Raw genomic sequence first — 18,853 nt, 5'->3', positions numbered from 1 at the left:
GATAGGTTATTGGTCTTCCGCGCACACTCCGACAATGGGATATGTGTGCTTTCTACAAAAGGTTCCTGGCCCATCCAAACAGGGGCAACCGGCCACATCGGGAAAACAAATATCTCTTTTATCCGCATAAGAAGTTTTGGCAAACCCGGATACATGGAAAGACGTCGTCGGTTGGGCGATTGCCACACCCGCGAGCATGACTCCCAGGAAGAGGGCCACTGTTGCTAATGCCATTATTCGATTCATAGTTACACCTCACTTTTTTTATTAATTAAAATCGCAGGGGAGAGATTACCGTTCCCACATATGCGCCTCGAGGCACACAAGGTCCCATTGGAACACCATTTGCATTATCAGGACACGGTTCCGGTGCGGCCGGCCCCTGAACGGTACCCCCGGGAGTGACAAATCCTGAAACATGGAATTGATTCGTCGCCTGAGCAGACACGGCCCCTGCCAATACAATACCGATTACCAATGTGACAAATCCCAATGCGATGAACGTTTTCATGATCATCCTCCTTTTCTCCGGCGATTGAAGATCGAAAAGCTCCCTTTCAAGGGGACTCAACAATATACATAGAGGCCCTTATTCTTTATAAACATAATATCCCCATTTATATACGAGTCGCCGGTGGTCCCCCGACGGTGGTCAATAGGAGAGGTCGGCCTCCCGCCCCTAGGATGGGGCACCGACTGTCAGCCTCTCTTGCGAACGACTGCTGAGGAAAGTCGGCCCACTCGGTCAATCTCCGTCCGGCTGCGGGAGCGGCCGCGGGAGCACAGAAACGGTCTGCCCTGCCGGGCAGGATGAATCGAAGAGAGGACGTTCCGGCACGCGCATTGAAACGGGTTCCCGCCGGAGGAGTGCAAGTCGCGACGACGCTTAGGCGAATGGGGACAGAACAGAAGGCCGCTTACGGCCGGCGACTCACCTTCTTTTCGCAAAGACTTATTTCCAAAAAAATCGATTCAAATTCATTTTTATTTTCGAATCGGGTCTAAGCTTCCTATATGCCCTCATGGAAAAATAGGTTGGCGAAAATAGTCCGGACCCGTTCATCAAAACCCATTCCCTTCTCCATAGGGAGAAGAAATTTCATGAAAGCGGGCATTACTTTAGCAGGTATGGGTGTTATCGGCTGTCGCACTATCCCCTTGACACCGGAACAGATTAATTATATCCAAAAGGTGGCCCAAGCCAAAAAGAGACCTCCTTTCATTACCGCCCATCGCACGGGAAGCAGCGTGAAAAAGGTTGTAGAATCCATGCCGGAAATCGCCAATGAAGAATATTTTTTCTATAAGGACGCCCCAGGTCGTTTAAAACAAGCGGATTTGGAACGATCGCCATCGAAAGTCACGACTTATTTCCCGGACAAAAAAACCCGTTCGTCATTCCATACTCACACCACCCAAACCCCTAATACACGTTCTAAAATGGAATTGATGTCCAAAAAAGATCTTCAGATGGACAACTTTCCTTCTGCGGATGACTTGTTAAATCTGTTAAACAAATACAAATACCAAATCCCCGCTACAAAATTGAAATTTTCGCACATCGGAGTGATGTCATCCAATGGAAAATTGATGGGATACTATTCAATTATGATCGGTAATCGGTTGGAATCATTGCTCGGAGGAAAAAATAGCCACACCCATTTCAAGGAACCCAAAGAAGCTAAAAAATTACTTAACCAAGTCTTGCGTGACCTGGATTATATCCGTGAAGTGACCCGTGAAGCTATTCCTCGACATCGTGCTCTTTCTCTTTTCCTCCAATTGGAACGGGCCGTCACCCAATTAAAAAAGCTTGGGTTGAAAATCCGAATGACTCCCATGCCAGGATTTTCTTTTAGTGATGGCTTTTTCCATCCCGCCGACTAGCTTTTTTTCTTCTTGGGATATAATACGATCATCCGGCGCACGTGCACATCTTTTTTCTCTCGGATAAATGCTCCTGAATAATCGAACCAGAGGCGGAGGAATTTGGGTTTATCCATCACCCGGATGTGTCCCAATTCGGGGTCCTGCAGATATATCTTGCGTGTGGTCACTTTCACCGCCACCGAATAGTGCCCTTCATCAAAGGCGAACCAGCTCACGATCACGGGGACCTTCTTTTTTTCCACCCATCCTCGCAGTTCCCCAAAGGTGGACATATCCTGGAGAAACCCATCCAGGCCGAATGATTTTCCGGCAGCCAAAATATTCTTCCCGGCTGTTCCCGTATTGGCATGCCGGTAGGCTTTTGATCGACAGAGCTTGGCCAGCTCCCCTTGGCGGGGGGATTTTATCCCATAATGCCGGAGTACCATTTTCAGGCAGGCGGGGCCACAGAAATAGGGCTTCTGGATTACAGGCCACATGGAAAGCATACCATCTCAACCAAGGCCCTTCTTTAAATGCCGTTCGATTCCCTTTTGGATAGGGAAGAAGAGTTTGATCCTTAAATCTGACCAACCTTTTCCTAAAAGGAGAAGTTTGGTTTTTGATGAAACTTTTTCTTAAAAAGTTTCTTTTGATCAAACTTTTTTCCAAAAAGTTTGCGGGGGTGCCGCAGTGGTCAACCGGGCTAGGTTGAGGGCCTAGTGGCTCAGTGCCTTTCGGAGGTTCGAATCCTCCCCCTCGCATTAATAGTTTCAGTGGAAAAAAAATAGTTCCGGGGGAATGCAACTCCCCCGTTTTAATTTATAACGAAACCAAAATAATGGCCATCACGAGCAGGGACACTAAATAGTAGAGGCTGCTCATCCAGAACCATTTCTCTGATTTCTTCTCCCAGAGCACCCCGCCATACATGACCACGGCGATGAATCCCAGCCAGGCCCAGAAGGCTGTGAGCATTCCGTCCGCGAGGGACACGGCAAGCGTATGCAACAGGAATTGGGCAAGAATGTAGGCCATGATGAGGGAACCCAGGAAGCCCTTGATCATGGTGGCTTCCATCCCCTTCATTTCCTTTTTCATTTCCTTGGGAGAAATTCCTAATTCCTTCATCCAGTCTTTCCCGAAAACTCCTTGAGAATACCATAGGTAGCCGATTACCTGGGCGGCAATCGCCGCGACAATAACCGCCACCCAATTCACGGGCAATGGAATCATGTTTTGATCCTCCTTTGACCTTTAGCAGGTCGGATAGAGGGGTGGAACCGGGCCTCCTTTTTAATCCTTGATGAGATTGATTCGTGCATGGTCGATAAAGACGAATTACGGACTCGTTTTTCGGGGGATTGGAAACAGCATTACCAGATAGACGCCCTCACCTCCAAAGGGTATGCGCGAAAATCCTGTGCCAGTTGCCACCGTTTCTTCTGGACGCTCACCCCGGATCGCACGCACTGTGCGGATTCGGAGTGCATGGGGTATGCTTTCATTGGACAGAAAACCAAGAATTATTCCTACACGCAGACTTGGAAAGAGATTTCAAACTATTTCACTAAGCATGGGCATACGGAAATCAAGCGTTTTCCCGTGGTGTCGCGGTGGCGGGACGATTTATATTTTACCAATGCCAGTATAATCGATTTTCAACCCTATGTCGTGTCAGGAGAAGTGGAGCCGCCAGCGAATCCATTGATTATTCCCCAGATGTGTTTGCGTTTCAATGATGTGGCCAACGTGGGGGTCACCGGGCGCCACCATACGGGGTTTGTCATGTTTGGCCAGCACGCATTCAACAATGAAAAAACTGGATTGTTCTACTGGAAAAACGAGGCCCTGGAGCACGATTATCAGTATTTGACCCAAGTTATTGGAGTCAAACCAGAGGATTTGACCTTTCAAGAAGAAGTATGGGCTGGGGGAGGAACATTTGGTCCCTCCATCGAATATGCCGCTAATGGGGCCGAGCTGGGGAATTGCGTGTTCATGCAGTATGAGTCCCTCGATGATGGGTCGGCGAGAGAATTGAAGACCAAAGTTATTGACATGGGGGCGGGTTTGGAACGGTTGGCCTGGTACACCACGGGCACCCCTACGTCATACGACACCACTTTCGGGGATGTCCTGCGGAACATGAAGAAGAACACCGGGGTGCATTTCGAGGACGAATTGTTCCTTGAATATTCAAAGCTTTCGGGCATGCTGGATATGGAAGGGGGGGAAGTAAAGAAGAAACGCCAGGTCATCGCCCAAAAATTGGGGATGGAGGAAGAGGTATTGTTCCGCAAGGTGGGGTCGTTGCAGGCGTTGTACGCCATCGCCGACCATTTGAAGACCATTTTATACGCCTCCACCGATGGCATGCTTCCCTCCAATGGGGGTGGGGGGTACAATTTACGTCTCCTCCTGCGCCGCGTCTTCGGTTTCAATGCGGATTATGCCTTCAACCTGGATTATGCGCGCATCGTGGAAGATCATGTGAAGGAACTCGCGGGATTTGATGATAGTGTGCGGGAGGGGTTGGAAACTACCCTCGCGGTAATTGCGGAGGAACAGAAGAAATACGCTGCCCTCCAGGAAACGGGAAAGAAGAAGATGCAGGTGCTCGTGGAGCGGTTGAAGAAGGAAGCCAAGCCCCTGGAAAAAAAAGAAATGGTGACCCTGTATGAAAGCCACGGCATCCCGTATGAGACCGCGGTGGACATCGCCCGGAAGGGGGGAGTGGAAACGGAAGAGGTCTATGATTTCTATGACCAGCTCTCGGTGAAGAATGAGAAGAAGAAAGAAAAGAAATCCCCCGTGGCCTTGGAAGTAGAAAAGTATCCCGAGACCAAAACATTGTATTATGATAAATTGTACGAGGACCAATTCGAAGCCACTATTTTAGGAATAGTCGGCAACCAGATTATTCTCGACCAAACCCTTTTCTATCCCGAAGGAGGCGGCCAGGCCTTCGACACGGGAACATTGGAGGGAGTGGGAGTAAAAGCCGTGCAGAAGGTGCAGAACCGCATTCTCCATGAAATAGAAAACCCTGCTTCCTTTTCCCCCGGAAAAAAAGTGAAAGGTATCATTTCCCGGGAAAGGAGAGCCAACCTCATGCACAACCACACCGCCACCCATTTGCTTAATGCGATGTGCCGGAAGGTGTTAGGCCCCCACATCTGGCAAGCTGGGGCCTCCAAGGAAGGGAATAAAGCCCACTTGGATGTGACGCATTACAAGAAAATTACGTATGAGGAAATCAATGAAATAGAACGATTAGTCACCACCCATGTTCAGGCCATGATTCCCGTGAAAAAGTTCGTGCTCTCCCGTACTCAAGCGGAACAACAATATGGATTTCGCATCTACCAGGGAGGTTTTGTCCCAGGTAAGGAGCTTAGGTTGGTGGAAATTGAGGGAATTGACATCCAGGCCTGCGGGGGAACGCATATTGACAACACGGGTGAAATAGGTTTCTTCAAAATCCTTCGGGTGGAATCCGTTCAGGATGGGATTGAGCGCATCACTTTTGCCACCGGTGTTCCCGCCCTGGAATGGGTGCAGGCCAAAGAGGAAAAATTGGGGCGCGTGGTGCAAATATTGAACACCACCGAGCAGGATGTGGAAACCGCTGCCCAAAAAATGAGGGAGGAATACAAAAATGCCCGGAAGAAAGCCGAGGGGTTGCAGGCCTATTACTTGGAAGGAGTGTCCGCGGAATTGAAAACCAAGGTGAAAGGCAGCAAGCTCGTGGAGCGTATTAGGGAATTGGAACCCGATGCGTTGCTCAAATTGGGGCAAATGCTCATCAACCAAAATCCCACCTTGGGAATTGTCCTCGTTTCGGAATCAGAAAAAATGGTCATCGCCATGAGTGGAAGCGCCTCCACCTTCAATGCCAAGAACGCCATCCAGACCATTCTCTCCCATACCAAAGGAAGTGGGGGCGGGAGCGAAAAGATGGGTCAAGCGCGGCTACAATCCCTGGATGGATTGGATGCGGCGCTGATGCGGGTGTGATCATGATACAAATACCAAAAATAAGGATGGCCTTGATGAAGGACCTTGAAAAAGTAGTAAAAGTCAATGTGGGTAAAGAGAAAAAATTTAAGAAAAGACAAGAGGAGATGTTCGCAAGAATCATTCCGTTAAATAGAGTAGCAGTGTGCGAAAAAGGAAAGGAAATTGTCGGTTTGATTTATTGGAATAATGAATTCCTTGGAAGATCGCAATTGTGGTATTTGGAACAAATGACCGTTGATGAAAAATATCGTCGAATGGGGATTGGCCGAGGACTGATCGAATTCGTGAAAAAACGTGCAAAAAGAAATAAAATTGAAAAGCTTTTTGCGGATGCGCAGAACAAGAACATAGCCTCCATCCTGCTGTGTTTGAGAACGGGCGGATTGATTAGTGGTACCATTGAAGGAATCCTCAATTCGAAAGAAAAGGACGAACGCATTTTTTTCCGATTCGAATTGCAATAGTTGACGATCCATCTCAGAAAAAGCCCGTGAACCCCACCCCACAATTATAATTTTTGGTCTACTCAAACGGCTCAACATCTCAATCGTTTTAAACTCCTAATTTGAACCAGAACAATGGACCTTCTTCTCTGGATGAGTGGCCTCCTCATTGGGTGGGTAAAATAATCATACCAATTAGGAGATCATGGGAGTATTTTTTAGTCAGAATCCACCCTTGGGATAATCCTTAGTGGCATTCACGCGGATATCCACCACCGTTTCCACGTGAGGGGTGTGGGGAAACAGGTCGAATGCCCGCGCCGATGTAATGTCAAACACCGCATACTCCCCCAGCCATTCCAGATCGCGCTCTAGGGAAGAAAGACGGCAGGCCACGTATAGGAGTTGCGTGGGTTTCAATCGCAGGGCGCGCCGCCAGATCTTTTTGGAAAGTCCGGATCGGGGAGGATCAAAAATGATGGTGTCATATTGCTCATCCGTTTTTTCCATTTCTTGTAAAATTTTAGGCACGTCCCCGATTTCAAATGAATAGGAATTTCCATTCAAATCTAATTTTTGGGCATTTTGACGGGCATATCCAATTGATTCGGTGTTCATTTCAATCCCTTTCACCCAAAACCCTTTTTGGATCAATGGGATGGCGAACAACCCCACTCCGCAATACAGGTCCAGTACGCGGGGGGCGGGCTGTATTTCTTGGATACATTGAACCACATGCTCTTGCACCTTTTCGGCCATGCGGGGGTTCGTCTGGAAGAAGCAGGAGGAATTATAGTGAAAAGGGATTCCTGACATGTCTTCCACTAATTCTTTCTCCCCCCATGTTTTTATCGTGTCTCCCTGAACAGCATCATTGAAATGAGGATTATGCATCCATATGATGCCATCGGCTAAACGTTCAGACAATAACTCCTGGGCCAAACCCGTTATTCGTTCTTCATCCTCTGGAGTGCGGGTGAATGTATTGAGGATCAGAAGCAATTTTCCAGAGGTCTTGGATTCGCGCACCGTGGCATAGCGGAGAAACCCTTGGTGTTCGAGCACCGAGTAGGGTGGCCATGTGTTGGAATGGAACCGCTTTTCGAGGGTTTGATAAAGATTTTGGGCGCGGGGGGACACAAGTTGACATTCGGGAACGGGAATACCGGAGTAGGGATTTTCCTTGGAACGGTACCCCAATTGTCGAGTGGGTGAAAACCAAAAGTCGGCGCGGTTGCGGTAGAAAGATAGGGCGTGGGCCGGAACCATTTCCACATAATCCGTGAAGGGCTTCAATACCTCCACCACCCTGTCTTTCTTGCGCCCAATTTGTTCCTCGTAAGGGGTGTTCATGTCGGGACATCCATTACATACTGTGGCATGCGGACAGATCGAAAAGGGGTCTTCCATAGTGAGGTGGGGTGGAGAATCCTTATAAGAGCAAATCGGCTGCGGGATGAGATGGAAGACCTTTACGTGCAGGGAGCCGTTTTCCTTCTTTCGAGTATCGTTCTGGTAAAGACGGCATCCATGGCCGTGAAAGAAGTGACCAATCTGGCGCGGGTGTTCTATATCTCCGAATTCATCACTGCTTTCGTCCTGGGGGGATTCATTTCCATGCTCCCCGAGTTCTTCGTGGGAGTAAATTCAGCCCTGGAAGGGGTTCCCATCGTGGGGGTGGGCACGCTCATCGGAAACAACATCGTGGACCTCACTTTGGTTTTTGGTATTATTGCCATCCTGGGAAAAGATATTCCTGTTTCCAGATCTGAGCGTTCGGGGGCATTGCCTTTCCTCATCATGGTAGGGTTACCATTAGGACTCATGCTCGATGGCAATCTCAATAGGTTAGATGGGTTGTTACTCGTTATCGCGGCGCTCATTTATTTCATCCGTATCTTTTCCCAGCACGCGATGCAGGATAAAAAGAGGCCCGTCCGGCGCCACTTGCTCATGAAGCCCCTCCTTTTTTTTGGGGCGGCCATGCTGGTGATGTTTGGGAGCGCCCATTTTGTGGTGGAGTCGGCAGTGAATGTAGCGGATGGATTGAACATCCCGGCGCTTTTCGCGGGGTTGTTCCTCATTTCCATTGGAGCGGCATTGCCCGAACTCACCCTTTCTGTTAAAGCGGTGCTGTCCCGCCATAAAGCCATTGCGGTGGGAGACATCATGGGAAATGTGATGATTGATTCGACGTTTGCCTTGGGGGTGTTGGCGCTTATTTCCCCGGTGGCCGTCGATGTGGGAGCGGTAGGGATTGCCACTCTCTTTATGGTGTTCGCCGCCCTTTTGGTGACGACACTCATGGATAGCGGGGGAAAATTGACCCAGAGAGAAGGGTATGCATTAATCGGTCTGTATGTGGTTTTCGTGGCGGTGCAATTGGCTCTGTCATCTGGAAATGGGTTTGGGGTATCCTGATCACGGGGTTCGCTCGCACCTTTTTAAATGGTTCCGTGTTGGGTTCCCCCATCACACCCCCCTGGAGGGGTGGAGGGGAATTGGAATGGAAGGAATCGACATGCTCTACTTGGTGGGGGGGATCAGCCTCCTTGCCATCCTCATGGCCAAATGGATGCTCGACCGCGTCATGCAGGGGGAGGAAGGAACCCCACGCATGAAGGAGATTGCCCTGGCTATTCAGGAAGGGGCCAATGCGTTCCTTCAGCGTCAATATACCAGCATCGGGAGTATTGGCATCATTATTGCTCTTGTCATCCTCATTGGATATACTTGGTGGGGTAATTTTAATTTGGCTTTCGTAACAACCATTTCTTTCATCCTGGGGGCTTTCTCCTCGGGACTCGCGGGCTATGTCAGTATGCGCGTCGCGGTGAAAGCCAATCTGCGCACGGCCACGGCTGCTAATGAGGGATTGAATGAGGCGTTCCTCGCCGCGTTCCGCGGAGGGGCAGTATCCGGATTGGTTATTCTCGCGCTGTCATTATTGGGTATCTCTATTCTCTTCTTCGTGTTTTCGGGAGATGATCCTATGGAAGCCCCATTGAAGATCGTGGGCTTTGGTTTCGGAGCGAGTCTCATTGCTTTGTTCGCTCAGTTGGGAGGAGGAATATATACTAAAGCGGCGGATGTGGGCGCCGACATGGTGGGGAAACTTGAGGCCGGGATCCCCGAGGACGATCCTCGCAACCCCGCGGTCATCGCGGATTTGGTGGGGGATAATGTGGGGGATTGCGCGGGAAGGGGCGCGGATTTGTTCGAATCCACCGCGGCCGAGAACATTGGAGCCATGATTTTGGGGGTGGCCTTGTTCCCAATATTCGGGATCGCGGGTATTCTATTCCCTTTGGTGGCCATGGCATTAGGTTTGGTGGCCAGCGTGGTGGGAATAATGAGCGTAAGAATTTCACACCAGGAAAATCCCATGAAAGCTATGAAGCGGGGCTATTGGCTCACCACCCTTCTCGCGGCCGTGCTCTTGTACGCCGCCGTTTACGTGTATTTGGATAACAACCTCCTCCTTTTCGGCGCGGGAATCATTGGGTTGCTCACGGGTTTGGCGATGGTGTATATCACCATGCACTACACCGAGCGCGATTCTCAACCGGTGAAGGATATCGCGGCCGCCTCCGAGACGGGAGCGGGAACCAATGTCATCGCCGGGTTAGCGGTGGGGATGGAGACCACGGCGTTGCCCGCGGTAGTACTTGGTGTCGCCCTTCTCGTATCCTTTGCCTTGGGCGATGCCACGAGTCTTCCCCAAGGGGGGTTGTTCGGCACCGCCATGGCGACAATAGGAATGCTATTGACGGCCGGGTATGTGTTGGCGATGGATAATTTCGGTCCTATTTCTGATAATGCGGGCGGCATCGTGGAGATGTCCCATGCCCCTGAAAAGGTGCGGGCGATAACGGATCGCCTGGATGCCGCGGGCAACACCACCAAAGCGTTGACCAAAGGGTATGCCATTGGTTCAGCCGGGTTGGCGGCCTTCCTATTGTTCTCCGCCTACATGGTAGAAACAGGTTTAGTGGTCATCAATCTGGCCTCCCTCCCCGTGTTCGTGGGGGGAATGATGGGGGCGATGCTGGTGTTCCTATTCTCTTCATTTGCCATGCGTGCCGTTGGCCGGGCCGCCGGAGCCATTGCGCAGGAAGTCCGGCGCCAATTCCGTGAGATAAAAGGGATTATGCAAGGTAAAACCAAACCCGATTATGCCAAAGCCGTGGACATCGCCACCCAATCCGCATTGAAGGAGATGGTGCTCCCCTCCCTGCTCGTGGTGGGGCTTACCTTGGGAGTGGGAATGATTCTGGGAGCGGAAGCCGCGGGAGCCTACATATTAGTCACCACCCTCACAGGGATTATGCTGGCCCTCACCCTCAACAATGCCGGGGGGGCCTGGGACAATGCCAAGAAATACATCGAATCCGGCCCCCATGGGGGAAAAGGAAGCGATGCCCACAAGGCCGCCGTAGTCGGAGATACAGTAGGAGATCCCGCCAAGGACACCGCCGGCCCCTCCCTGCACGTGGTCATCAAGCTCGTGGGGACATTGAGCCTGGTGCTGGCTCCTTTGTTCTTGTTGTAAGGTGGCGGTTTATTTCTCTGCCTCTATCTTTTTTTCCAAGGCACTCTTAAATACTAGAAGATCGTTCGCCCTTTTTTGATGAAAGTCAATCACGTCCTATCCACTTCTCAGTTTTCGGACACCCGATTGCTGGAACGCCTGTTTGCTCTCGCGGACGAAATGGAATCCAGGAATACCGACCAGAAGCTCTTTCAATCCCTCCAGGGGAAGATCCTCGCCACGGTTTTCTATGAACCCAGTACCCGCACCCGTTTTTCTTTCGAGGCGGCCATGCATCGGTTGGGGGGACGCGTAATTAGCACGGAAAGCGCGAGCCAATTTTCTTCCATGACCAAGGGGGAAACACTCGAGGACACCATTAAGATTATCGCGGGCTATTCGGATGCCATCGTGCTTCGTCACCCCGAAGAAGGGTCGGCTGCCCGGGCCGCCAAGGTTTCACGGGTGCCCATCATCAATGCCGGGGATGGGAGTGGGGAACACCCCACCCAAGCCTTATTGGATTTGTACACTATCCGAAAAGAATTGGGAGATGTTCGAGGAAAGCGCATCGCCCTCATGGGGGATCTCCGGTATGGACGGACGGTGCACTCGTTAATCAACTTACTCATCCTCTATGAGGGAGTGGAAATAATTCTCGTGTCGCCTCCCGAGCTTAGGTTGCCAGAGGTTTATCAACAACTCTTGTCAACCCACGGGATTCCATTCACCGAGCACCCTCATTTGTCGCCCATCACGCATGACCTGGATGTAGTGTACATGACGCGTGTCCAGAGGGAGCGATTTGTCGATGATGCCCAATACCAGAAGGTTAGGAACTCCTGTGTATTGGATGCCCGGAACCTGGTTTATTTGTCTCCCCACACCATCATCATGCACCCCCTCCCCCGAGTGAATGAAATCCACCCTTCCATCGATGCCGATCCCCGCGCCACTTATTTTCGCCAGGCCCAGAATGGATTGTTTATCCGGATGGCGTTATTGGAGTTGCTGTTCGAGCAAAAATTCCTGGAACAGGAAACTTTGTCCCAACATAACCCAGCTGTTATGCCGGCCCAAAAAAGAACATAGGCATTTATGGGAGTGCGTCTCACAATTATTCCATGAAGTATATCCCTTCCCCCGAGTGGACGGAACGCACGCGGCAACTGGCGAGCGAATTGGCATTTTCTCACATCCCCCCCGATCGCATCGCGTGCTTTATGTCAAAAGGAAGCAAATCCAGGCGCACCATCGCCCGCATTCATACCATGCCCAAGATCATCCAAATGGGAACGCAACAACCTCCTTTCTATGCCATTGAACTCATTTCAGAACGATTCGACCGCCAAACCGAAGAGGAGCAGATCAAGACATTGATTCATGAATTGATGCATATTCCCCATTCATTTGGAGGGGGGTTTCGTCAGCACCGCCCGCATGTCACGCATGCTAAAGTCAACCAGATATTCCAGCGTTGGCGATCCCAGACGCGTTGGGAAACCCTCGGATAAGCCTTGTTAGTTAAAAAGCCTTTTTGGGCCAGGTTGGGACATGACCATCCGGGAACGCCTCTGGGTCCAGAGGTGGAAGGAAGCCCATGTCTTCGAGCCTTCTTTTCCCACGGACAAGCATAAGTTCTATTTCACCGTTCCCTATGCCTATCCCACTGGGCCCCTGCACGTGGGGCATGGGCGAACCTACCTGAATGGGGATGCCCTCGCCCGGTTCCAGAGGGTGAAAGGCAAGGAAGTGTTTTGGCCCATGGGTTTCCATGTCACGGGAACCCCGGTTTTGGCTATTAGCGATGCCATTTCCCGGAAGGATGCCAAAACGATTGAGTTGTACCATTCGTATGTGGGCCTCTATGAAAATGATCCCTCACGGATTGATGCCATCGTCCAATCTTTTACCCAACCCCTCGCGGTAGCCAATTATTTCGGTTCAAAAGTCTCTGAGGATTTGGATCTCCTGGGCTGCAGCATCGATTGGCGCTCCCGCTTTACCACCATGGACCCGGAATACCAACGCTTCGTCCAATGGCAGTTTTCAAAGCTGAAAGAGAAAGGGGTGTTGGTGAAGGGAAATTATCCAATTCTCTATTCTCCTCTGGACCAGAATGCGGTGGGGGAAGATGACATCAAGGACGGGGACACCGACAAGGTGAGCATCCAGGAGTTCTATTGGCTTCCATTTAAAATCGTGGGGGAAAACACATCCATCGTCGTCGCCACCCTCCGCCCTGAAACCATTTATGGCGCCACCCATGTATGGGTGCACCCTCAAGAGGAGTATGTGCGTGCCCGTGTGAATGGGGCAGAATGGATCATTTCCAAAGAGGCTGTGGAGAAACTGCGGTTGCAAAACCATGTTGTTGAAACCATCGCCCCTGTTCCTTCTGCGCAATTGCTGCAGAAGGAAGTCCTCCATCCCCTGGATGACCAAATGAGAATGCCTATTCTTCCCGCCACGTTCGTTAGCGGCACCCGGGGCACCGGAATGGTATTCGCCGTTCCGGGTCATGCCCCCTGGGATTTCGTGGCCTTGCAAGAGCTAAAACAAAAGGGCCATCCCCGCGCGGGAAACATAGAAGTGAAGACCATTGTGGATCTCCCCGGATTTGATGGAATGGACGCCTTTCTCGTTTCTCACCAAGCCCTTTCACTCGAAAAGACCAAAAACATCCAGGCCGCCACCGAAGAATTGTACAAGCGTGAATTTTATGAAGGGACGCTAAATCAATTCAATGGGGCGTGGAGCGGCCTCCCGGTGAAGGAGGCCAAGGATAAGATGGTGGCTTTTCTCCAGGAAAAGGGAATGGGTGGCATACTTTATGAACCCTCGCGCCCGGCTGAAACCCGGGCGGGAAAACAGGTGCAGGTGGCCATCCTCCCCGACCAATGGTTCATAGACTATTCGGGGAAGCAATGGAAAGAAACCACTAAGCGCCACGTCGAACAGATGACTATTTTTCCCCCTCGTTTCCGTCGGAACATAATGGATGCCATTGATTGGTTGGACCACCGGCCCTGCATCCGCAAGCGGGGATTGGGAACCCCTTTCCCTTTTGATAATCCCAAAGAAGAATGGATGATCGAACCCTTATCCGACAGCACTATTTACATGCTCTTTTACCTGGCCATCCCCCTCATTCGAGAAAGCGGGTTAAACATTGATGATTTGGATGATGTATTCTGGGATGCGGCTCTATTGGGAAAGGAATTGAATTCCTCCGATAAACGATGTAAAACGGCTCAAACCATCCACGAGCAGATTACTTTCTGGTACCCCAATGACCAGCGTCATACCGCTCCGGCCCATATTTCCAATCATATCTCCTTCTTCCTCCTCACGCATACCTTGCTCTTCGATGAATCCTATTGGCCCAAGGCGTGTACGTTCAATGAGATGCTCGTGCGTAATGGTGTAAAGATGTCCAAATCCAAAGGGAACGTCATCCCCCTCCAGCAGGCCATTCGCGACCATGGAGCGGATTTGGTGAGGTTGTATATGGCTTCCTCCGCCGGGTTTGAGCGCGTGGTGGATTGGAAGGATACGCAGGTGCCGCAGGTGAAGAAGAAGCTGCAGGAAATAGAAGGGGTATTGGAAGCCGCCGCCTCCCAAAAGGAAGAAACTCTCTCTCCCGCGCAGGAATGGCTGGCCGAAACGCTTAAACAGCGCCTGGGGGAAGCCTATGCCGCGTACGACGACATGGAGATGATGCTGGCGGCCCAAAAAATATTTTTCGAAACCCTCAATGACATCAAGCGGTTCAAGAAAGTATTTGGGGAGAAAGAAACACCGGCCGTGAAACGCGTGCTTAAGGAATGGCTCGTCCTCCTCACCCCCATCACTCCCTTTTTAGGAGAAGAATTATGGGCCAAATCCGGTTGGAAAGGGTTTGCCAGCCTGCAGGCGCTCCAAAAACCAATTGGAAACCCTTCCCCCCACATGGATGATCATATGAACTTCATCGAAAAGGTATTGGGAGACATCGAACGGGTGAAAAAGCTCGTGAAAGGCAAACAGGTAACGACCCTCTATCTCTATTCCCCGGATGCCACGGAAACCCGTTGGTTGAATGAGGCCCAGGAAGCCCTGCGCCGGCACACCACGTTAATCGTTAAAATAAACGATTCTCACGACCCATTAGGCAAGATGCAGAAAGCGCAAAAAGGAAGACCGGCGCTGTATCTGGAGTGACCATTAGCCTGCTAACCATATACAAAACCCAATCATCTTCTTTTCTTCATCGCGGCAATCCTGGACAGCAACTGGTCGGCGTTCCTCACGCTGATGACATAATGAAAATTTTCTCCCGCAAGATAAATATTTTCCCTTCCCCCATTGGCCAGGTACAATAAGGGTTTGTCGGTTTTACGTAACACCCAATATTCAACGAGTTTAGCCCCCGAATGAATTAGATACGCGGGTTTGCGGGAGTAGGATTGGATCAGCGCATTAATCTCCATATGGGTAATGCGCTTGTACGTGAGAATATCCTTTACGGGTAAATGAAATTCGGCTTGTTTAATGATGGGAAGGGAATACGTAAAATAGTGTGGGAAAATCACCAGGTCATTCCCTTCAAAGCGATAGGAAATGTTGGCCAAAAAAATGACCGCAAGTATGGAGGAAAGGCCGACAACAAATAGAAAGCCGGCCACCAATCCTGGAAGCGAAATGATGCCATAGGCTGCCCACCCCAATATTCCAAAAAAGGTGAGGCCGATAGAAATCCAAAATGCTGGATAAGTGAAAAAATCCAATTTGGATTCCCTGACAAGCCGATAAATGAACCCCAGCACGGGTCGAAGAATAAGGAAGTAGACAATTGGAATGAAAAAGATGGTGAGCGCGAATGGGGTTATAAAAATGGGTTTGGTGAAGATGAAGATGGATAGGAGGAGCAAACCAAAGATCATACCCCCTATCATGAAGATTCCTACGAATTTGGAATTAAGATCATGATAGAGTATTTGCACGTTTTCGAGTGTTCGATCAGATGAATGCGAAGTGTCCAAATGGGTCACTTTCATAGTTTTGGAGGCCCGAGCGAGGTGGATGCCCACTTCCATGAATCCCAGGATTAACACATACAAAACACCAAAGAATAGGTATGGGCTGACCTCACTCCCCGTGTTAGCATCAATAGGCGACGAAAAGTGTTCCCTTGAGAGAGCACCTATTAGGATAAAGAGGTGGAAACCGATGGCCATCGCCAATGCCACGAGACCGGTTGTATTGTAGGTGCTCCGGATGCGAATCGTGTTGATAGGAGCCTCTTTCGGGGGGCTTGGCATGAAAGGGTACAGCCGAGTTCCAAATATAAAAGCGATCCTTTGTTCCGGGGGATATATTCTCCCGCGCTATCACATCTCTTCCAGCGTCCCAATACCAAGGAGCCGCAATCCTTCCTCGAGCACCTCATGAATGCCTTTCACGAGGGCGAGGCGCGCCTGTTCCATTTCTTCATTTTCTTGAATAACTTTGGTTTCATGATAATATGTGTTGAACGTGTTGGCCAGAGATAAAAGGTAATGCGCGAGGATGTGCGGGGAATAATGGGCGAATGCGTCCGCAATCATGTCTTCCTTTTGAGCGAGGAGGGTGAGCAGTTCTATTTCCCGGGGAAGAATGAGCAACCCCCCCTGAGTAGGATTGGGTTGCCGCGTTGATTTGTGGAGCACGCTCTGGGCGCGGGCATTGGCATAAAGCAAATAAGGACCCGTCTGCCCGTCGAACGAAAGGCTCTCTTTGGGATCGAATACTATTTCCTTCCGCGCGTCCTGCTTGATCATGAAGAAGCGCATGGCGGACAAGGCAATTATCCGGGAGCGGCGATTAATTTCATCAGGGGATAAATCAGGGTGGCGAGAGTCATATTCGGAGTGGGCTAACGTTTCCAGTTCCTGCAACAGATCATCCGCGTTTACGACCGTGCCCTCTCGCGAGGACATCTTACCCGTGGGAAGGCGGAGCAACCCGTATCCCAAATGGTGGAATTTGTGGGAAGGAGCCACTCCCATGAGATCGAGGGTGGCGAAGAGTTGCTTGAAGTGCATCTCCTGCTCATTCCCCACGATATGAATGATCTTTTCTAAATCAGGATATTCATGCATGCGCCTAATAGCAAGGGCAATATCCTGCGTAAAGTAAAGCGTCGTCCCATCCCCTCTAACAATGGGTTTGTCGGGCAGTTGGTATGTTTCCAATGGTACGATGATAGCCCCATTATCGGCTTTTTTCAACAACCCTTTGTCATACGCCTGCATAACCATTTCCTTCCCGGCAGCGAAAAAAACGCTCTCATAATACGTGATGTCGAATGACGCCCCCAAAATAGAATACGTGTGATTCCACCCGGCCTCCACCCATTCATTCATGCGCTTCCAGAGCGCCCGTACGCTGGGATTTTCCTGCTCCCATTGCTGAAGCATCGCCTGCGCCTCTTCCTCCAATTTTGGATCCTCATTGGCGCGAATGGAAAAAAGGGTGTAGTATTTCCCCACGAAATGGTCGGGTTTCATTTTCTCGAATTCGGGTGTTTTTCCATTTCCCCATTTCTGGTAGGCCAGCATGGATTTGCAGATATGCACCCCCCGGTCATTCACCACCTGGGTTTTAACCACTTTTTTCCCAGCCCGTTCGAAAAGGGCTATGATGCTCTGGGCCAGGGCGATGTTGCGCAGGTGCCCCACGTGAAGGGGCTTATTGGTGTTGGGAGAGGCGTATTCCACCATCACCCGTGGGGCGTCGGAAGCAGGTGGGGAGGGGGAAAAGGCAGCCTTGGCGAGGGCCTCCTGGGCTAACCTCCCGGGGGCTAGGTAAGCATTCACATAGGGCCCCATGGCAATAAATCGAACGAATGTGTCATCCGGTTGGAGATGAGTTACGATGGCCTGGGCCAAAGCCCCTGGATTACTATTCGGAGGAGTGAATCGAAATACCGGCAATGAAAAGTCCCCTTTATCCGGGGCGGGGGGACGGGTGACGAGGTTGATTAACGTTTTTTCCCCCACCCTAGAATGTCCCAATGCGGCCAGGGCGTCGTCCACTTTTTGGGCGAGGATTGAGCTGTAGGAAGGAGGTTCCATAGATCCCTACTCTGGAATGCGGACGTTTTAAACCCAGGCTGAAAAGGTGCTGGCGCCGAATAAACAGCCATCCCGAGGCCACCAAAATGGATCCCCCTAACGCCACATTCCAGGTGAGGGGATCCCCGAACAGGAAGACCGAGGCCATTAGGGCGATGAGCGAGCCCAATACGAGGTCGAGCATCGAGACTTGGTGCACGCGGAGTTTTTCCAGGGCGATGTTGAAGAATAGGTAACCTAATCCCGTGGTGACGATTCCGGCGAGAGCCAGGAGAAGGAAACCTTCTCCCGTCCACGTGATGGGCGTCATGAGCGCGGGGATGAAAAGGAATAGGGAGGCGAACCCCAGAAACCAAACGACATCTCCGATGCCATGGTGCTTGTCCGCACGGCGCATGTACACCACCATGATAGCATAGGTAATCCCCGCCGCGAGCGCGGCACTATTGCCAAGGACATTCAATCCCGTGAAGGGGCTAATGAGCACGATGCCTAACATCCCAGTGATGAGGTAGATCCATGATCTCCGTTCCATCCTTTCCTTGAGGATGAAATAAGCGAGGACAGGGGCGAATAATACATGCGTGTAGTTGAGCAATACCACATCGGCTAAGGGCGCCAATGCGAACGCATAATTGTAGAACGTCATCGTCGCCGCCAGGGATAACCCCACCCAGACATATTCCTTCACATCCTGCTTCCCTAATTTACGGAAATTGGGGTCATACCGGGGAATAAGAAAAAGCACGAACAGAAATCCAAAAAACGCCCGCATGAACGTAATCCAAGGGAGAGGAAATTCAGGCACCAACAGCTTCACAAACACCCCAATCGTAGCAAACGCCACCACCGCCAGCACCGCGGCCAAGGAATAGAGGGACATTGGGGGA

16 protein-coding genes and 1 tRNA gene are annotated in these 18,853 nt (G+C 50.7%); 9 read left to right on the top strand and 8 right to left on the bottom strand.

The genetic code is table 11. The features are described 5' to 3' along the window. Window positions 1-6: 6 nt before the first annotated feature. Together Q8P05_00675 and Q8P05_00670 are read right to left on the bottom strand one after the other, a co-directional pair. Complete coding sequence (locus tag Q8P05_00675) at window positions 7-246, bottom strand: hypothetical protein (protein MDP2666002.1); 240 nt, start codon at window positions 244-246, stop codon at window positions 7-9. Window positions 247-271: 25 nt separating this feature from the next. After that, window positions 272-511 (bottom strand): hypothetical protein, encoded by a 240-nt coding sequence (locus Q8P05_00670; protein MDP2666001.1) that lies wholly within the window; start codon window positions 509-511, stop codon window positions 272-274. 503 nt (window positions 512-1,014) lie between these two features. On the opposite strand from Q8P05_00670, the gene Q8P05_00665 reads away from it, so the two are divergent. Further along, window positions 1,015-1,887, top strand: coding sequence for a hypothetical protein (locus tag Q8P05_00665; protein ID MDP2666000.1), 873 nt, complete (start codon window positions 1,015-1,017; stop codon window positions 1,885-1,887). Here Q8P05_00665 and Q8P05_00660 read toward each other — a convergent pair. Beyond that, entirely contained in the window at window positions 1,884-2,378 is a 495-nt protein-coding gene (locus Q8P05_00660) for a cysteine peptidase family C39 domain-containing protein (GenBank protein ID MDP2665999.1), read from the bottom strand. The genes Q8P05_00665 and Q8P05_00660 overlap by 4 nt on opposite strands. Window positions 2,379-2,548: 170 nt before the next feature. Here Q8P05_00660 and Q8P05_00655 point away from each other — a divergent pair. Further along, window positions 2,549-2,633 (top strand) — tRNA-Leu (locus Q8P05_00655). Window positions 2,634-2,691: 58 nt separating this feature from the next. Here Q8P05_00655 and Q8P05_00650 read toward each other — a convergent pair. Continuing rightward, window positions 2,692-3,105, bottom strand: coding sequence for a DUF1761 domain-containing protein (locus Q8P05_00650; protein ID MDP2665998.1), 414 nt, complete (start codon window positions 3,103-3,105; stop codon window positions 2,692-2,694). A gap of 87 nt (window positions 3,106-3,192) precedes the next feature. Between Q8P05_00650 and alaS the strand changes: the two genes are divergently transcribed. Then, the gene (gene alaS / locus Q8P05_00645) at window positions 3,193-5,889 is read left to right on the top strand and encodes an alanine--tRNA ligase (GenBank protein MDP2665997.1); all 2,697 of its coding nucleotides are present in this window, start codon (window positions 3,193-3,195) and stop codon (window positions 5,887-5,889) included. A gap of 35 nt (window positions 5,890-5,924) precedes the next feature. Next, on the top strand, window positions 5,925-6,356 hold the full coding sequence (locus Q8P05_00640) for a GNAT family N-acetyltransferase (protein ID MDP2665996.1): 432 nt from the start codon (window positions 5,925-5,927) through the stop codon (window positions 6,354-6,356). Between the two features lie 201 nt (window positions 6,357-6,557). Here Q8P05_00640 and rlmD read toward each other — a convergent pair whose 3' ends face one another. After that, on the bottom strand, window positions 6,558-7,745 hold the full coding sequence (rlmD, locus tag Q8P05_00635) for a 23S rRNA (uracil(1939)-C(5))-methyltransferase RlmD (protein ID MDP2665995.1): 1,188 nt from the start codon (window positions 7,743-7,745) through the stop codon (window positions 6,558-6,560). Window positions 7,746-7,796: 51 nt separating this feature from the next. Between rlmD and Q8P05_00630 the strand changes: the two genes are divergently transcribed. The 5 genes from Q8P05_00630 (at window position 7,797) to leuS (ending at window position 15,069) form a co-directional block, all read left to right on the top strand. Next, on the top strand, window positions 7,797-8,756 hold the full coding sequence (locus Q8P05_00630; GenBank protein ID MDP2665994.1) for a sodium:calcium antiporter: 960 nt from the start codon (window positions 7,797-7,799) through the stop codon (window positions 8,754-8,756). A gap of 85 nt (window positions 8,757-8,841) precedes the next feature. Then, window positions 8,842-10,887 carry a sodium-translocating pyrophosphatase gene (locus tag Q8P05_00625; protein MDP2665993.1) on the top strand — a complete coding sequence of 682 codons (2,046 nt, stop codon included), beginning with the start codon at window positions 8,842-8,844 and terminating at the stop codon, window positions 10,885-10,887. A gap of 78 nt (window positions 10,888-10,965) precedes the next feature. After that, the gene (gene pyrB / locus Q8P05_00620; protein ID MDP2665992.1) at window positions 10,966-11,958 is read left to right on the top strand and encodes an aspartate carbamoyltransferase; all 993 of its coding nucleotides are present in this window, start codon (window positions 10,966-10,968) and stop codon (window positions 11,956-11,958) included. A 32-nt stretch (window positions 11,959-11,990) separates the two neighbouring features. Then, window positions 11,991-12,380: a putative metallopeptidase gene (locus Q8P05_00615; protein MDP2665991.1), complete on the top strand. Its 390-nt coding sequence runs from the start codon at window positions 11,991-11,993 to the stop codon at window positions 12,378-12,380. 40 nt (window positions 12,381-12,420) lie between these two features. Continuing rightward, window positions 12,421-15,069, top strand: coding sequence for a leucine--tRNA ligase (gene leuS / locus Q8P05_00610; protein ID MDP2665990.1), 2,649 nt, complete (start codon window positions 12,421-12,423; stop codon window positions 15,067-15,069). A 32-nt stretch (window positions 15,070-15,101) separates the two neighbouring features. Here leuS and Q8P05_00605 read toward each other — a convergent pair whose 3' ends face one another. The 3 genes from Q8P05_00605 to Q8P05_00595 all read right to left on the bottom strand — a co-directional run bounded on the left by Q8P05_00605 (window position 15,102) and on the right by Q8P05_00595 (window position 18,846). Further along, window positions 15,102-16,169 (bottom strand): hypothetical protein, encoded by a 1,068-nt coding sequence (locus Q8P05_00605; GenBank protein ID MDP2665989.1) that lies wholly within the window; start codon window positions 16,167-16,169, stop codon window positions 15,102-15,104. A gap of 69 nt (window positions 16,170-16,238) precedes the next feature. Beyond that, window positions 16,239-17,963, bottom strand: coding sequence for an arginine--tRNA ligase (gene argS, locus Q8P05_00600; GenBank protein MDP2665988.1), 1,725 nt, complete (start codon window positions 17,961-17,963; stop codon window positions 16,239-16,241). Continuing rightward, a complete protein-coding gene (locus tag Q8P05_00595; protein MDP2665987.1) occupies window positions 17,890-18,846 on the bottom strand; it encodes a DMT family transporter in 957 nt (318 codons plus the stop codon). The genes argS and Q8P05_00595 overlap by 74 nt, the downstream gene beginning before the upstream one ends. Window positions 18,847-18,853 lie beyond the last annotated feature (7 nt).

The sequence above is a fragment of the Candidatus Diapherotrites archaeon genome, from assembly GCA_030688545.1.
GTDB lineage: Archaea > Iainarchaeota > Iainarchaeia > Iainarchaeales > VGJJ01 > VGJJ01.
This window is presented reverse-complemented; position numbering and strand designations above follow the sequence as displayed.

Coding starts and splice junctions, on each gene's coding strand:
- argS (MDP2665988.1), bottom strand. CDS start 17,963: ATGGAACCTCCTTCCTACAGCTCAATCCTCGCCCAAAAAGTGGACGAC.
- rlmD (MDP2665995.1), bottom strand. CDS start 7,745: ATGGAAGACCCCTTTTCGATCTGTCCGCATGCCACAGTATGTAATGGA.
- pyrB (MDP2665992.1), top strand. CDS start 10,966: ATGAAAGTCAATCACGTCCTATCCACTTCTCAGTTTTCGGACACCCGA.
- Q8P05_00640 (MDP2665996.1), top strand. CDS start 5,925: ATGAAGGACCTTGAAAAAGTAGTAAAAGTCAATGTGGGTAAAGAGAAA.
- Q8P05_00665 (MDP2666000.1), top strand. CDS start 1,015: ATGCCCTCATGGAAAAATAGGTTGGCGAAAATAGTCCGGACCCGTTCA.
- leuS (MDP2665990.1), top strand. CDS start 12,421: ATGACCATCCGGGAACGCCTCTGGGTCCAGAGGTGGAAGGAAGCCCAT.
- Q8P05_00650 (MDP2665998.1), bottom strand. CDS start 3,105: ATGATTCCATTGCCCGTGAATTGGGTGGCGGTTATTGTCGCGGCGATT.
- Q8P05_00595 (MDP2665987.1), bottom strand. CDS start 18,846: ATGTCCCTCTATTCCTTGGCCGCGGTGCTGGCGGTGGTGGCGTTTGCT.
- alaS (MDP2665997.1), top strand. CDS start 3,193: ATGGTCGATAAAGACGAATTACGGACTCGTTTTTCGGGGGATTGGAAA.
- Q8P05_00630 (MDP2665994.1), top strand. CDS start 7,797: ATGGAAGACCTTTACGTGCAGGGAGCCGTTTTCCTTCTTTCGAGTATC.
- Q8P05_00625 (MDP2665993.1), top strand. CDS start 8,842: ATGGAAGGAATCGACATGCTCTACTTGGTGGGGGGGATCAGCCTCCTT.
- Q8P05_00670 (MDP2666001.1), bottom strand. CDS start 511: ATGAAAACGTTCATCGCATTGGGATTTGTCACATTGGTAATCGGTATT.
- Q8P05_00615 (MDP2665991.1), top strand. CDS start 11,991: ATGAAGTATATCCCTTCCCCCGAGTGGACGGAACGCACGCGGCAACTG.
- Q8P05_00660 (MDP2665999.1), bottom strand. CDS start 2,378: ATGCTTTCCATGTGGCCTGTAATCCAGAAGCCCTATTTCTGTGGCCCC.
- Q8P05_00605 (MDP2665989.1), bottom strand. CDS start 16,169: ATGCCAAGCCCCCCGAAAGAGGCTCCTATCAACACGATTCGCATCCGG.
- Q8P05_00675 (MDP2666002.1), bottom strand. CDS start 246: ATGAATCGAATAATGGCATTAGCAACAGTGGCCCTCTTCCTGGGAGTC.